The sequence below is a fragment of the Gelidimonas denitrificans genome (genome assembly GCF_055694065.1).
This window is the reverse complement of the sequence record NZ_CM146350.1, coordinates 1,839,549-1,854,326: the sequence shown is the minus strand read 5'-3', so window position 1 is coordinate 1,854,326 and position 14,778 is coordinate 1,839,549. Positions and strand designations below refer to the sequence as shown.

Here is a 14,778-nt window from a genome sequence, read left to right as displayed (position 1 = left end):
GGGATTTTGATCCGGTGTATGGCGCACGACCACTGAAACGTGCCATCCAGCATGAAATCGAGAATCCGCTCTCGAAACTGATATTACAGGGGCAGTTTGACCCTAAAGGATGTAATTAAGGTCGACATGCATCAAGGGCGATTTACGTTCATGCACTGACTAGTTACGGCGCCAAAACAACTGGCAAACTTGCGTTTGTTAGTGGTTTTTTTTGTTGTTGTCTAACCAGAATATTCGGAATATTTGTTGTTCTGCAATATTCTTTGTCGAGAGGGTGTAATGCGCATCATCGATTCGCAGGAAGCTTTGAAAGCATTGGTCGGTCAGCAAGTGGCGAGTTCCGGTTGGGTCGATATTACGCAGGAGCGCATCGATCAGTTCGCACAAGCTACCGGCGACTGTCAATGGATTCATCTGGATGTTGAGCGCAGCCGGCGCGAGTCTCCTTTTGGCGGGACCGTGGCACATGGCTTCCTGACTTTGTCGCTGTTGCCGATATTTATGGAAGAGTCGATTGCCATGACAGGCGTGAAGATGGGCCTCAATTATGGCTTGAACAAGGTACGCTTCCCGGCTCCGGTGCCGGTTGGCAGTCGTTTGCGCGCACACCTGACATTACTCGCCGTCGATGATATTGCGGGCGGCATTCAGGCAAGTTGGGAAGTCGTCATGGAACGGCAGGGAAGCGAGAAGCCGGTTTGTGTGGCCGAGATGCTGGTCCGGCAATATTATTGATGTGGTAGCGCAGTGTGCGCAATCATATTTGCAAGCATCGCTCCTGCGCGACATCTTTCGGTTTGCTTGAGGAGAACGGCTTTTATCACGCCTTATTTAGCGCGTGATAAAAGCACAAGCGTAGTCAAGCTACGCCACCATCGACTTAACGGCCGCGGCCGCCTGAACGGTGTTGCGCCGATGAGCGCACTGCTACGTTGCCATTGGCTTGCGCCGGGCCGGAGCGCGGTGCGCCGCTGCGTGGTTTGCCAGCGCCAGCACCTGTGCGTGGCTGTTGATTTCTGCCGCCACCGCCACCGCTACGCAGCTGAATCGGTTGCGCTTTGGCATGAGGATCTGGCTCAAAACCGTCGATGATTTCACGCGGCAATTCGCGTTTGATCAATTTTTCGATGTCTTTCAGCAGGCTGAATTCATCGACGCAGACCAGCGAAACCGCTTCGCCAGTGGCGCCGGCACGGCCGGTGCGGCCGATCCGATGCACATAATCTTCCGCCACGTTCGGCAGATCGTAATTGACCACGTGCGGCAATTGATCAATATCGATGCCGCGCGCGGCGATATCGGTTGCCACCAGCACTTGCAGATTTCCACCCTTGAATTCCGTCAGTGCCTTAGTGCGTGCAGACTGGCTCTTGTTGCCGTGGATTGCCATCGCGCTGATGGCATCTTTTTCCAGTTGCTCGACCAATTTGTTGGCGCCATGTTTGGTGCGGGTAAATACCAGCACTTGCGACCATTGATGGGTTTTGATCAAGTGGGTCAACATCGGATGTTTTTTATCGCGATCGACCGGATGTACTTTTTGCGCAATGATTTCGACGGTCGAATTGCGCCGTGCTACTTCGATCATGGCAGGTGCATTGAGCAAGCCATCGGCCAGCGTCTTGATTTCCTCAGAGAACGTGGCGGAAAACAGCAGGTTCTGGCGTTTTTTCGGCAATACAGCCAGGACGCGCTTGATGTCCTTGATGAAGCCCATGTCGAGCATGCGGTCAGCTTCGTCCAACACCAGGATTTCAACGTGATTCAGGTTGATCGTACCCTGCTGCATATGATCCAGCAAACGCCCCGGCGTGGCGACCAGGATATCGACGCCGTGCTTGAGTACCTTAATTTGCGGGTTGATGCCGACACCGCCGAAAATCACGGCAGAAGTCAGCTTCACGTATTTGCCATATTGACGCACGCTTTCTTCGATCTGCGCTGCCAGTTCGCGGGTCGGCGTCAAGATCAAGGTGCGAATTGGCGTGCCTTGCGCATTCGGATTTTTTGCGGCGCTAGCCAGTCGGTGCAGAATTGGCAGCGTAAAAGCGGCCGTCTTGCCGGTGCCGGTCTGGGCGCCGGCCAGCAAGTCGCCGCCTGCTAGTACGGCAGGGATGGCTTGCGCTTGAATAGGGGTTGGGGTGGTGTAGCCTTTTTCGGTTACAGCACGGAGAATTGCATCGGACAGGCCGAGTTCAGTAAATAGCATGGATGATTTTAAAAAGATCGGCCTGTCGCCATTCAAGGCGCCAGTCGCAGGCAAACAGATCGGTATGCGGAAAAGTCGTAATAGACAGCGACAAGGGGACTGGTAAGCTGTCGCGTGCCGCAGTATAGCAGCAGTACGGCACAAGGGGGATTTAACGCTTAGGTGCTGTTATTGGCTTCGCAAAGCAAAAAAGCCATCGTCCGAATGGCCGATGGCTTTTTAATACTGAAAGTTATTTACCCGCGAATGGAGTCAGTACAGCCAGCATTTGCGCAAATATCTTGGGATTGCCGGCAATGATGTTGCCATGATTCAGGTAATCGGACTCACCGGAAAAATCGCCCATGATGCCACCCGCTTCAGTCAATAGCAGCGATCCTGCCGCGATATCCCAAGGTCGCAAACCCTTGATGAAATAACCGTCAATATATCCGCAGGCTAGATAGGCCAAGTCCAGTGCGGCTGAACCGCCTTGACGTACACCGTGTGATTTTTCCGACATGATGCGAAACATTTCGAGAAATTCATCCATGTTTTTGGCGCTGGTCAGACCGGTCCCAAGCAAGGTGTCGCACAGTTTGTCATGCTTGGTCACGCGGATGCGTTTTTCGTTCAAGTAAGCGCCGGAGCCTTTGCTTGCGGTAAATAAATCGTTGCGACTCGGGTCGTAGACAACCGCTTGCGTGATGACGCCGCGCTGTTGCAGCGCAATCGATACGCAGTATTGTGGATAGCTATGGATGAAGTTGGTGGTGCCATCGAGCGGGTCGATGATCCAGACATTTTCATTTTCATCGTTCAGATTGGCGGATGCACCGGATTCTTCGGCCAGAATGGCATGGCTGGGGTAGGCGTTTTGCAAGATTTCAATGATCGCCTGTTCCGCTGCCTGGTCGACATCGGTCACGAAGTCGTTATATTGCTTTTCGGTGACCGTAACGCGGTCGGGGTCGAATGCGGCGCGATTGATGATCGCCGCACCGCGGCGAGCGGCCTTGACCGCCGTATTGAGCATTGGATGCATAGTGGTTCCGTTAAAATGGCGGCGCTGTTTACGAGCAATAACGCTGCAAACAAAACCGCACAACATGAATTAAAGAGCGATGCGGTATATTTGTGGCCAGAATGTCTGTGCAAGACTCCTGAATCCCAGTTTTAACCGCGCGATGGCGCTATTTTAAATGAACCTGCAGCAAACCAATACGTCTCTTTTTCAGCGCCTGCGTTTTATCCTGGTCGAAACCAGCCGTTCAGGCAACATCGGATCGGTTGCGCGCGCCATGAAAACCATGGGTTTCTCGGATCTGGTGCTGGTCAATCCACGCTTTGCAAACATGACGCAACAGGACGAAGCGATTGCGTTTGCCAGCAGTGCGCAGGATATTCTTGCCGCCGCACGCGAAGTCGGCTCGATTGAAGAGGCGCTGGAAGGGTGTAATTTTGCTGCGGCCGTTAGTGCCCGATTGCGCGAATTTTCACCGCCCATCGTGTCTCCTCGCAATTTGGCCAGCCAGTTGGCCGCGGATGGCAGTCTGAATGCGGCGTTGATATTCGGCAACGAGCGCTTTGGCTTGCCGAACGGGATAGTTGAAAAATGCAATGTGCTGATCAATATCCCGGCCAACCCGTCTTATTCTTCCCTCAATCTGGCGCAGGCAGCGCAAGTGCTGGCCTACGAATGCCGCGTAGCCGCTATCGGCGATGGCGTGCCGGTCAGCAGCATCGGCTTTCAGGGCGCCGTAGCCGGCATTGCGGAAATTGAAGGCATGTATGTACATCTGGAGCAGGCGCTAACCGCAATCGGCTTTCTGAATCCTGACCAACCGAAGAAACTGATGCCGCGCCTGAAACGCCTGTTCGCGCGCACCCAACTGGAAGTGGAGGAAGTCAATATCCTGCGCGGAATTGCTAAAAAAATTCTGAGCAAATAGTCGCTGTAAAATTTGATGTGCTATTTAAATACCGTACATAGTATTTTTATATTGTGCATTGTGTGTATGCGGTAATTGCCATATTATTTCATATACTCCTTGTTTTAAATTTAATTCTAGCAAGGTGTCAAGGTGTAACACTGTTGAAACGTATTCCTGCTCTGTATATGCGCAGCGGCACTTCAAAAAAGGTGTTTTTCAACCTTGCCGACTTGTCCACGGACGCGGCGCAACCAGACTAGATGCTATTTGGTCGCGCTTGATGGGCCGCGCACTGACTACACATAAAGCATTCTTAGGTCCAGGAGCGCAGCAGTCCAACTGCCAGGCCTTCAAGGGCGAAGCTGTCGTCGTCCGGCTTGACTTTTATCGGGGTGAAGTCGGGATTTTCCGGAAGTAGCTCGATCAGCGCGCCGGTTTTTCGGTAGCGTTTGACCGTCACATCGTCGCCTAGCCTGGCTACAATAATCTGACCGTTTTTAACACTCTCGACTTTTTTGACGGCCAGCAAGTCGCCATCCAGAATGCCTGCATCGCGCATGGACATTCCCTGCACTTTCAACAGGAAATCGGGCTTGCTGGAAAACAGGCCTGGATCGACTTGATAGGTTGCCTCAATATGTTCCATTGCAAGGATCGGCGAGCCGGCCGCCACGCGGCCAACCAGTGGCAGGCTTAACTGCATCAGTGCGGCGTGCGGCAAGGTCATTTCTGCATCGCGGCCATGGTGGTGGCTCTGCTCCTGATTGCGCATGTCGCACAAGCGAATTCCGCGCGATATGCCCGGCGTAATTTGGATTACGCCCTTGCGCGCCAATGCTTGCAGATGTTCTTCGGCTGCGTTGACCGAGCGAAAGCCGAGCTCAGCAGCGATTTCTGCGCGCGTCGGCGGAAAACCTGTGTTTTCAATTGCATTTTTGATCAGGTTCAAAATTTGTTCTTGACGCGCAGTAAGCTTTAACATGGTTTTTTTTGAGGCTGTTTATAAAAACAGTCTGTATTTTTGTACAGTGCATCACTGAATGCAAGTTCATTCGCTCTTATTTGCACATTATGACTGGCTATTTTTTGCTTTCTAAGCTGCATGCTGTCGGTACTCTTGAGTTTTTGATGGTTTAGCAGTATAGTTCTGGGCTTTTCTCTTCCCACACTCGTCTTGACGCCGAGGTGGGCGATTTTTTAATCAGTCCATAAGGAGTTTACATGCGTCACTATGAAATAGTATTTATCGTTCATCCGGATCAAAGCGAGCAAGTGCCTGCAATGATCGAGCGCTACAAAGCCAGCGTTACTGCACGTGGCGGTCAGATCCATCGCGTGGAAGACTGGGGCCGTCGTCAAATGGCTTACATGATCCAGAAGCTTGCCAAAGCACATTACGTCTGTATGAATATTGAATGCGACAACGAGACCTTGGTCGAAATTGAAACAGCCTTCAAATTCAACGATGCCATCCTGCGCCACCTCACCATCAAGATGAAGAAAGCTGAAACAGCACCATCGCCGATGATGAAGAACGTGCAGAAGGAAGATGCTGCAAAGAGCCATCGCACTGAGGCGCCTGCGGCACCAGCCCCGGCACCAGTCGCGGCAGCTGCGTAATTGCGTATCAGGTAGTGAACCGAACAGTGTGAACCGGCTCCAATTTGTTGCCAGTATTGTTGAACGCGATGTTCTGCGTTACACCCCGGCAGGTATTCCGATGGTGGAGGCAAGATTGCTGCACAGTTCGCAACAGATGGAAGCAGGCACTGACAGGTTGGTCGAATTTGAAATCGCAGCGCTAGCCGCAGGCGAAGTTTCAGGACAATTCAATCAGGCTGATTTAGGCAGTATGTTTCAGTTCACCGGATTTCTGGCACGCAAGAACCGCAACAGCAAAAGTCTCGTATTCCATATTGTGGATTTCGAGACACATTCGTTAGAAAATTGTTAAAAATACAGGAGCCAAAAATGGCATTCGGTAAAAAGTTCGATAAAAGCAAGCTCAAGTTAAAACGTCAACAGCAAAATCCATTGTTCAAGCGCAAGAAATTCTGCCGTTTTGCGGCGGGACATGTAGCGCAGGTCGATTACAAAGACATGGATACGCTCAAGGATTTCATTCAGGAAAACGGCAAGATCATGCCTGCACGCCTGACCGGTACCAAGGCTATCTATCAGCGCCAGGTTGATACGGCAATTAAACGCGCACGTTTCCTCGCGCTGATGCCGTACACCGATCTGCACACCGCGTAATTGACGACTGACTCAGTTACGAAAATTCGGAGAAAAATATGCAAGTTATTCTGTTAGATAAAGTCGTTAATCTCGGCAGCCTCGGTGAAGTAGTTCGTGTCAAAGACGGTTATGCACGCAATTTCCTGATCCCGCAACGCTTGGCGCGTCGTGCGACAACACATGCCATCGCTGAATTTGAAGTCAAGCGTGCAGAACTGGAAACAGCTGCATTAGCTAAGTTGGTGATTGCACAAGCACTGGCCACAAAATTAACTGGCATGACGGTACAAATCACCCAAAAATCGGGTGTCGATGGCCGCTTGTTCGGCTCTGTTACCACTGCCGATATTGCTGAAGCGCTGAGCAAACAAGGCTTTGCAGTTGAAAAAGCACAGGTGCGTTTAGAGCAAGGGCAAATCAAAACTGTTGGCGACCATGCTATTTCGGTTGTGTTGCACACTGATGTACTAATTGATCTGACGGTTGCCGTTTTGGGCGAACACGTTTAATCGCGTTGCTGTCAATATTGCATCATAAGCCGGGCTTGCCCGGCTTTTTTTGCGCCTGAATTTTGTTCAGCATTTTTCATTTTCGTAGATCAAAAACCTTTGCGGGCGCTATGAAATCTCGGTTGGAAATTTAAACAGCTGGTCGGCAAGCGTTTTCCTGCGGCAACATCAGGTGATTAATTTTAGTCCCGGTGGCAGGGACTCTCCCAGCATGCGCCGCTCGTCGGCCTGCTCCAGTTGCACGATCTGGCGCACCATGGCAACCCATGCGGGTGCGGCACCGCTCGCCTCCAGTCGCCGGATGATCTGCTCGCGCAATGCCTGCGGGATGTCGCGCGTTCGGTCGCCGGTCATGCGCGCCATGTGGGCTGCGGCAAATGCAGCCGGTTCGACCCGCTTCCAGTCCAGAACCAGAATCGCATCGAGCCAGTCGGCTGCGATATCTGGCGGCACAACGTCGTGTGCGTTGCCATAGAAAGGCTGGCGCGCGCCAATGCGCCCAAGGGCCCACAGATTCCGGGTTTGACTATCGGGTTTATGCGGCTCGATGCTCGGCTTTCGAATGTTGTCGAGCAGCCATGTGCCGATTTCAACCTTGTAGTCCGGCGGAATGCGTTCTAGCGATGCTCCCAGGCGCAGCATGTCGTCAAAGCTGCCCTTGACCAGATCGGCCGGACGCGGCCCGGATTTCGCCTCGTCAGTGTGCAGATTGAAGGCAAAATCGGCTAGCAGGCGGTGTTGCGCCGGTGCGTCCAAGCCGCCGGCGACGCGCCGCCACAGTGTCCACCATTCCGCGCAGACCTGGCTGTCATTGCCATGCTGGACACCCTGCTCGAACAGCAGCCAGAGTTGCTCGACACGCCAGTCATCGAGCGGGTATCCGAAGCCCGGGCGCAGGCAATAACCGGCAAGATTGAGCCATGCGCGCTCGTGCTCGGCCGAGCGCCGCCGGCCGCGTGCGCGGGGCAGAAGCGCGTCGAACAATTGGCGCAACAGCGGCGTTTGCCAGCGCTCCCGGCTGCCGAGTAATTGCTCCAGTTGCAACCGGAGCTGCTTGACTTCTTTCGGTGCTACCTGCTGCGTGCGGGCTCCGAAAATGCGTTCAATTTTTTCGACCGCTTGCTTGAAATGGGGCGGCAACGGAATTTTTTCCTTGACTTCTATAGCCTCGTTTCCACCCACGCCGCGCAACTGAAATTCCAGCAACCAACGTTGGCCGGGTTGCTCGTTACTTTGCGCCACCTCGACGCAGTGCATCTCCAGCGTGCCAAGTTCGGTAAGCGCCGTTGCCAGTTGCACCGGAATGTCTTGCTGGCTCGCCCCCGCATCAGCTTGCAGCGCCATGGCGATAGGCGGCAGGTGGACGAAGTTGCCGTCGGCGAGATTGATCAGTTCGCCCGCGTGGGGCGGCGTCTGGTTGGCGGCGTCGGCAATCGACGACACCAGGTGAAAGCGCACCGGTTGGCCCACCCGCAAGGCAAAAATATTATTGTTTAGCAATATTTCACGGCCTGGTTCGCTGCCGCGCGGCAGAATGCAAATTGCGCGCCGCGCTGCAGCACCACCATCCTGGCTACGATGGTGCTTGCCATCTTGGTCGAGAACCAGGAAATAGCTGCGCGGCGCACCGCCGCCAATTTGTGGCGCTCGCCCTTGGCCGGCCAAGGCGTAAGCCACCGCGCCACGGGCGACCGCCAGGTCCGGATTTTCGTTGTGCAACAAATGTAGCGGCGCGCCACGCCAGCTTGCCAGAGTGTCTTGCAAGCGCTGGACCAGCGCGTCGGCGCGGAATACGCCGCCGTTGAGCAGCAAGGTGTCGGGCAGCGCCAGTTGGTTCGATGCGTCAGCACCGTCAGTATGGTCAACACCGAGCGCTTCGCGGATTGCCGCCGCGTGCTGGTGCAGAAAGCTGGCGATGTGGCGGGTAATGGCAGGATCGCTGGCGTAGGGCAAGCCGAACTCCACGATGCCGCTGCGGCCGCGCTTGGCCTGCTCGGTCTTGGCTACCATCGGGAAAAATCCATCGACGATCAGCCGTTCGACTTCATCCCGCGAAAGGTCGACCGAACGCTTCTTTTTAATGAGCCCGGAACCGGCTCCCAGCAGAGTCACCGGCGCTCGTTCCGGCGCTTGTGGCCCCAGCAGCACTTCCTTGGCTGCGCGGCAGCGTTCCACCAGTTGGGACAAATTGCCTGCTGACAGGCGTGGGGCCGTCATCCCTGGCGCGGATTGCGCCATGCGTGCTTCGACCAGATGCGTTAAAGCCAGGTCCATGTTGTCGCCGCCGAGCATTAAATGATTGCCCACGCCGATTCGCGTCAGTTGCGGCTGACCATCGCGCAGTTCCACCTTGATCAGGCTCAGGTCGGTGGTGCCGCCGCCGACATCGCATACCAGCACCAGACGCGTATGGGCCAGTTCCACCGGCAGGCTGTGCCGGTGGTGAAACAGCCAATCGTAAAAAACCGCCTGCGGTTCTTCCAGCAGGCGCAGCTTGGCTAGCCCGGCCTGGCGCGCTGCTGCGATGGTCAAGGCGCGCGCGCCTTCGTCAAACGAAGCCGGGACGGTCAGCACCACTTCCTGCCGCTCCAGCGGGCTGTGCGGAAAACGCCAGTTCCATGCGGCTCGGATAGTGGCCAAATAACTGGCGCTTGCCGCCACCGGCGACACCTTGCCCACTGCAACGTCCGCGCCCCACGGCAGGATGGGTGCCAGGCGGTCGACGCCTGCGTGCGATAGCCAGCTCTTGGCGCTGACCACCAACCGGCCGGGCACTTGCGCGCCCAGCGTGCGCGCAAGTTGGCCGATCACGATGGGCTGCGTGTGCTGTGTATCAGCCGCATCGCTCACTGCCGCTTTGGTCCAGGGCAGTTGCAATTCGCCCGCAGCCAGTTCTCCGGGCGCAGGATGGTAGCGCACCGATGGCAGCATCGCGCATGCCTTGCGTTCACCGGGGGCCACCAGTTGCTCAATCTCAAACAGCCGGATTTTCTCAGAATCAGGTTTAGCGCCCAACTCCGCGTAGGCTACGACCGTATTGGTGGTACCAAGGTCGATGCCGACGAGGTATTTTTGCGCGACGGATTGCTGCATTAGTTACACACCATCATTACGCGCCATCAGGACGGGTTGTTGCCGCGCACGTCGAACTCCATGTTCCAACGCTGGCCGCCGCTAGTGGAAACTGCCGTCAGTTCAAGGGTGCCAGCTTCGGTGGCTTTGGCGTGCAGCATTACCTGGACGATTTCGCCGGGCTGTCGGCCTTCCGTCGGCAGCGTGGCACGGATTTCATCGAATTCTTGCAGTTCGCCTGGCTGCCAGAAGTCGAGCATGGTGCCGATCTGATCCTGACGCCGCACCGACGAGCCGAAGAAGCGCAGAAATACGGGTTCGCCGACCACCAGGCCAAATTCCTGCGTCGACAGCTCTGCTTCCGTTCCTTCTTCCATGCCGAACTGCGCCACGCACAGCGCATGCACCGGCGGCGCCATGCCGGGTACCGCGGGCATGGCTGATTCCACCGCGACATAGTAGGCGCGAGCGGTGCCGCCGCGGATGCGTACACCAGCTCCGCGCCGGACATAGCCGTAATAAGCCGCGCCAAGCGCCACCGCCAGATCGAGGTCGGCACCTGCCAACATGCGCGCTGCTGGTGCGCCTTCTGCGGCGAGCCAGTCATTAATCGTATTGAGCGTGCGCTCGGCCAGCAAGCTGGATTTGAATACACCGCCGTTGAACAGCACGGCGGTCGGATGCAGGAAGCTGGCGCTGGCATCGTCCGCATCGCCTGTATCTTCGCGGTCGGCGAAGCCTTCAAGATCGGCGGTCGCGGCCACCTGGCGTCCGAGAAATGCTGCCAGATGAGAGGTGATGGCAGCGTCCTGGGCATAAGGCAGACCGAGGCGGGTGAGGGCGGCTCGCGCCCGAACGGTCGGGCGCGCTGCTGCATCCACTTGCGGGAAAAAGCCTTCCAGGATGGTCGCGGTGACTTCCTGTCGTGTCAGTTCAGAGCGGATTGCGCCTTTGATCAGTTTCGCGCCGCGGCTGGGAACGACTAGCGGCAGCGCCTCAAGCTCTGGATCGCTCAACAACGCTTCCTTGGCGGCGCGGCAGGCATAAGTCAGCGCGCGCAATTGCCACGGATCAAGGCTGGTGCCATCGTCAGCCAGCTTTCTTGCCACGACATGGGCCAGCGCCAGGTCCATATTGTCGCCGCCTAACAGGATATGGTCGCCCACGGCAACCCGGTTCAGCTCCAGATTTCCCTCTTGCGAGGTAACGGCAATCAAGGATAAGTCGCTGGTGCCGCCGCCGACGTCGATGACCAAAATAATATCGCCGGTCTTGACATCTTTGCGCCACTGTCCGGTGCTGGTTTGTATCCAGTTATACAGCGCGGCCTGCGGTTCTTCGAGCAAGGTCATGGCGCCATAACCGGCCGCTTTGGCCGCTTCGGCGGTTAGTTCCCGCGCCGCCGGATCGAATGAGGCGGGAATCGTGACGGTAATATCCTGCTGCTCGAACGGCGCTTCGGGATGAGCCTGATCCCAGGCTGCGCGCAAATGCGACAAATAGCGGATGGAGGCTTCGAGCGGCGACACGCGCGCCACTTCCGGCGGCGCATCGTTGGGCAGAATCGCGGCCCGGCGATCCACTCCGGAATGACAAAGCCAGCTTTTTGCGCTCGACACCAGGCGTATCGGTGTGGTCGCGCCTCGGCTGCGCGCCATTTCGCCCACCGCGTAGTCGACATCATTATCCGTGTTGCTCCAGGGCAGGCTCAGTTCGCCCGGGGCAAGCTCGTCGGCGTGCGGCAAGTAGAGGAAGGAAGGCAGCAAAGACGGCTCTTCGACCGCGCCCGGTGCCGTGAGTTGCGGAATTGCGAGAACGCCGTGGCTGGTTTCTTCACCGTCACAAGCGGCGATGTCGACGAAAGCCAGCGCGCAGTGGGTCGTGCCGAGGTCGATGCCAATGGCAAAACGCGGTTCGCTCATAGTTCCACCTCCGCTTGCGCACAAATGCCTGCGTCGTGACTGTCAGCCAGTTTCGGCAACCGGACGTCGGTGGCGCGCCAACCTCGATGGCTAATACTGCCGTGAAATGGCGGCTTGCCGACCACATTGCCGGTGAGCCGGATGGCGCGCGCGTCAAACCCTTCATCCAAGGTGATGCGGCTGCCTTCCGCTTCCGGGCGCACCGGCTCGATGGTGAAATGCTCGCGCAGTACTTTGCGGCAACCTTCATGCACCACGCGGGCGGCGGCACCGATGTCGGCGTCGGAATAGTCGGTCAGGTTTTCTTCGGTGAAATCGATCAGACGCGCATCCCGCTGCAACAATCCCAGCAGCTGCAGCGCCGCATCGGCGGGCGCTTCCCGCATTGGACGCGGAGCAGGTTTCGGCACTTCACGGATTGGGGCCGAAGTTGGCGTGGTAACCGGAGGCTGCACGCCATTCTGGCGCAAGCCATCGACCCGAGCGGCAAACTTGGCGTCGGAAAGAATGGAGAAGAAGGCCCCGAATGCAATAGGAATTCTGCGGAAAAAGGATGGCGTCGGATTCTGCTGCGGGGACGTGTTCGAGTTGCTCATTCATTGCTCCTGAGTGCTCCGGCGTTAAAGCCGAATAAAAGGGTATTTGCCTGTAGCGCAATCGCCAGTTCTGCGAAGGTAACAAGCGACTTGGCCTAAAAATTGAAAAATGGGCCGTAAACGCGCCCTTTCTAATTCCTACCGCCATTTGCATGACTGATGGCGGATTTCAATATTGCCACTCCAGAATAGGGAGTTTTTCCTGTGAAAAAATAAATGGTGCGCTGCAATAATTAACATTGTAGCCGAAGATTTAAGGAGAATATTTCCTGGGAAAGAGAAACAGACGTCTTCTTGGCTTACCTCTAAAAATCGCGCGGCTGGGCAAGCGCGGAAAATGCCTTAAAAATATCTGCCAGACGACATTCTTCTTCTGAAGCTTCCCTTATTCGTCCCATGTCAAACAAGCATAGGCCCCTGCTGATGACTTCTTGACTTGGATGCAGCGCAAGCCCCTTTGTTCGGGGTGTTCCGAATAAACCTTCGCCTGCAAATTTTGTAATCTTACGGCTATAAATTTCAAATTAACAACAGATATTACGCAACTACAAAAGATGCGAATAGCACGCAAAGGATTGATAACACAAATTATATTTTTGAAAAAATAGGGTGTATAGCTATTTATATAGAATTCTACGCATATTTTTATTGGTTACTTAAAATATACTCATATAAATATTGAAATAGCAACGTGCGGCAAAAATAAGCTGACTTTACAAGTTAAATTTTAATGCCGTACTTACCCGCCTCAAAAAAAATGGAATGCCTTTAGAACTAATTGGGCTATGCCACGCTTTATCAACACATGGTTTGGCGTTGGAGCGCGAGACGGTTGGGCGCAAACTTGAGGCAATGAGGATTACTGTTAAGATCGATAACGACTCAAATCGAACCTGAATGCGAGAGCGGTATAATGCGCGCCATGAATAATCGTTCCGATCCTCAACTAGAATCTCTTCGCGTACCGCCGCATTCCATTGAAGCAGAACAATCAGTATTGGGTGGTTTGCTGCTTGATAATGCTGCCTGGGACAGGATTGCCGACTTTTTACATAATGACGATTTTTACCGCTTTGACCATCGCGTCATCTTTCAGCATATCGTTAAACTGATTAACGGTTCCAGACCAGCCGACGTGATTACCGTTTTTGAAGCCTTGACCAGCGTGGGCAAGGCTGAAGAAGTCGGCGGCTTGTCCTACCTGAATGCGCTGGCCCAAAACACCCCGTCTGCCGCCAATATTCGCCGTTATGCAGAAATCGTGCGCGATCGGGGAGTGCTGCGCAAGCTAATTACGGTATCTGATGAAATTTCCGGACAGGCCTTTAATCCACAGGGCAAGGAAGTCAAGCAGATGCTGGATGAGGCTGAATCCAAAATTTTCGCAATCGCCGAAGAAGGCTCCCGTGGTGCGCAAGGCTTCCAGGAAATCCAGCCCCTGCTAACCCAAGTGGTCGAGCGTATCGATGAGCTTTACAACCGCGACAACCAGAACGACATTACGGGTGTTCCGACCGGATTTACCGATCTGGATCGAATGACGTCCGGCTTGCAGCCAGGCGACCTGGTTATCGTGGCTGGGCGACCATCCATGGGTAAAACCGCTTTTTCAATCAATATCGGAGAGCATGTCGCCATTGAAAGCGGTCTTCCGGTGGCGGTGTTCTCGATGGAAATGGGGGGTACGCAACTGGCCATGCGTATGCTGGGCTCAGTCGGTCGTCTGGATCAGCACCGGTTGCGTACCGGGCGACTGGCCGATGAGGATTGGCCGCGCCTGACCCACGCGATCCAGAAAATGAATGATGCACAGCTCTATATCGACGAGACGCCGGCGCTGAATTCGATCGAGTTGCGCGCTCGTTCCCGTCGCTTGTCGCGCCAGTGCGGCAAACTCGGCCTTATCATCGTCGATTACCTGCAGTTGATGTCTGCCAATAGTTCAGGTGAAAACCGCGCTACCGAGATTTCAGAAATTTCGCGCAGTCTGAAGGGGTTAGCCAAGGAATTGAATTGCCCTGTGATCGCTTTGTCCCAACTGAATCGTTCGCTTGAGCAGCGCCCCAACAAGCGGCCGGTAATGTCGGATTTACGGGAGTCTGGTGCGATTGAGCAAGATGCCGACGTAATCCTTTTCATTTATCGCGATGAAGTATATAACCCAGATTCGCCCGACAAAGGAACCGCTGAAATCATCATAGGCAAGCAGCGTAACGGGCCGATTGGCAGCGTGCGGCTGACCTTTATGGGGCAATACACCAAATTTGACAACTATACCGGTGGGCAAAATTTCCAAGGCGGCGATTGAGCGACGTTTTA

Annotated in this window: 13 protein-coding genes and 1 pseudogene; 8 read left to right on the top strand and 6 right to left on the bottom strand. The window is 55.0% G+C overall.

The window, feature by feature from the left end; all coding sequences use genetic code 11:
* Positions 1-5: 5 nt before the first annotated feature.
* Together FKCLFG_RS08675 and FKCLFG_RS08670 are read left to right on the top strand one after the other, a co-directional pair.
* Positions 6-159, top strand: a pseudogene (locus FKCLFG_RS08675) (hypothetical protein); the annotation flags it as partial.
* A gap of 120 nt (positions 160-279) precedes the next feature.
* Positions 280-735, top strand: coding sequence for a MaoC family dehydratase (locus FKCLFG_RS08670; protein WP_472612695.1), 456 nt, complete (start codon positions 280-282; stop codon positions 733-735).
* Positions 736-880: 145 nt separating this feature from the next.
* Here the strand turns inward: FKCLFG_RS08670 and FKCLFG_RS08665 are convergent, their stop codons facing one another.
* Both FKCLFG_RS08665 and FKCLFG_RS08660 read right to left on the bottom strand, forming a co-directional pair.
* Complete coding sequence (locus tag FKCLFG_RS08665) at positions 881-2,209, bottom strand: DEAD/DEAH box helicase (RefSeq protein WP_472612694.1); 1,329 nt, start codon at positions 2,207-2,209, stop codon at positions 881-883.
* 232 nt (positions 2,210-2,441) lie between these two features.
* Entirely contained in the window at positions 2,442-3,233 is a 792-nt protein-coding gene (locus tag FKCLFG_RS08660) for an inositol monophosphatase family protein (RefSeq protein ID WP_472612693.1), read from the bottom strand.
* Positions 3,234-3,390: 157 nt separating this feature from the next.
* On the opposite strand from FKCLFG_RS08660, the gene FKCLFG_RS08655 reads away from it, so the two are divergent.
* Positions 3,391-4,140 carry an RNA methyltransferase gene (locus FKCLFG_RS08655; RefSeq protein ID WP_472612692.1) on the top strand — a complete coding sequence of 250 codons (750 nt, stop codon included), beginning with the start codon at positions 3,391-3,393 and terminating at the stop codon, positions 4,138-4,140.
* A 295-nt stretch (positions 4,141-4,435) separates the two neighbouring features.
* On the opposite strand, the gene lexA is transcribed toward FKCLFG_RS08655, so the two are convergent.
* Complete coding sequence (lexA, locus tag FKCLFG_RS08650) at positions 4,436-5,104, bottom strand: transcriptional repressor LexA (RefSeq protein ID WP_472612691.1); 669 nt, start codon at positions 5,102-5,104, stop codon at positions 4,436-4,438.
* Between the two features lie 239 nt (positions 5,105-5,343).
* Between lexA and rpsF the strand changes: the two genes are divergently transcribed.
* The 4 genes from rpsF to rplI are packed head-to-tail and all read left to right on the top strand — an operon-like array spanning position 5,344 to position 6,869.
* Positions 5,344-5,742 (top strand): 30S ribosomal protein S6, encoded by a 399-nt coding sequence (gene rpsF / locus FKCLFG_RS08645; protein ID WP_472612690.1) that lies wholly within the window; start codon positions 5,344-5,346, stop codon positions 5,740-5,742.
* Between the two features lie 28 nt (positions 5,743-5,770).
* Positions 5,771-6,076, top strand: a complete 306-nt coding sequence (gene priB, locus FKCLFG_RS08640; protein ID WP_472612689.1) for a primosomal replication protein N — start codon at positions 5,771-5,773, stop codon at positions 6,074-6,076.
* A 17-nt stretch (positions 6,077-6,093) separates the two neighbouring features.
* On the top strand, positions 6,094-6,378 hold the full coding sequence (rpsR, locus tag FKCLFG_RS08635) for a 30S ribosomal protein S18 (protein WP_472612688.1): 285 nt from the start codon (positions 6,094-6,096) through the stop codon (positions 6,376-6,378).
* 38 nt (positions 6,379-6,416) lie between these two features.
* Entirely contained in the window at positions 6,417-6,869 is a 453-nt protein-coding gene (gene rplI, locus FKCLFG_RS08630; protein ID WP_472612687.1) for a 50S ribosomal protein L9, read from the top strand.
* Positions 6,870-7,037: 168 nt separating this feature from the next.
* On the opposite strand, the gene FKCLFG_RS08625 is transcribed toward rplI, so the two are convergent.
* From FKCLFG_RS08625 to FKCLFG_RS08615, 3 genes are read right to left on the bottom strand one after another with little or no spacing between them, the layout of a single operon-like run.
* Complete coding sequence (locus FKCLFG_RS08625; protein WP_472612686.1) at positions 7,038-9,962, bottom strand: Hsp70 family protein; 2,925 nt, start codon at positions 9,960-9,962, stop codon at positions 7,038-7,040.
* Between the two features lie 26 nt (positions 9,963-9,988).
* A complete protein-coding gene (locus FKCLFG_RS08620) occupies positions 9,989-11,863 on the bottom strand; it encodes an Hsp70 family protein (RefSeq protein ID WP_472612685.1) in 1,875 nt (624 codons plus the stop codon).
* Positions 11,860-12,459: a DUF2760 domain-containing protein gene (locus FKCLFG_RS08615; protein ID WP_472612684.1), complete on the bottom strand. Its 600-nt coding sequence runs from the start codon at positions 12,457-12,459 to the stop codon at positions 11,860-11,862. The genes FKCLFG_RS08620 and FKCLFG_RS08615 overlap by 4 nt, the downstream gene beginning before the upstream one ends.
* Positions 12,460-13,381: 922 nt before the next feature.
* Here FKCLFG_RS08615 and FKCLFG_RS08610 point away from each other — a divergent pair.
* On the top strand, positions 13,382-14,767 hold the full coding sequence (locus FKCLFG_RS08610; RefSeq protein ID WP_472612683.1) for a replicative DNA helicase: 1,386 nt from the start codon (positions 13,382-13,384) through the stop codon (positions 14,765-14,767).
* The last annotated feature ends 11 nt before the right edge of the window (positions 14,768-14,778 follow it).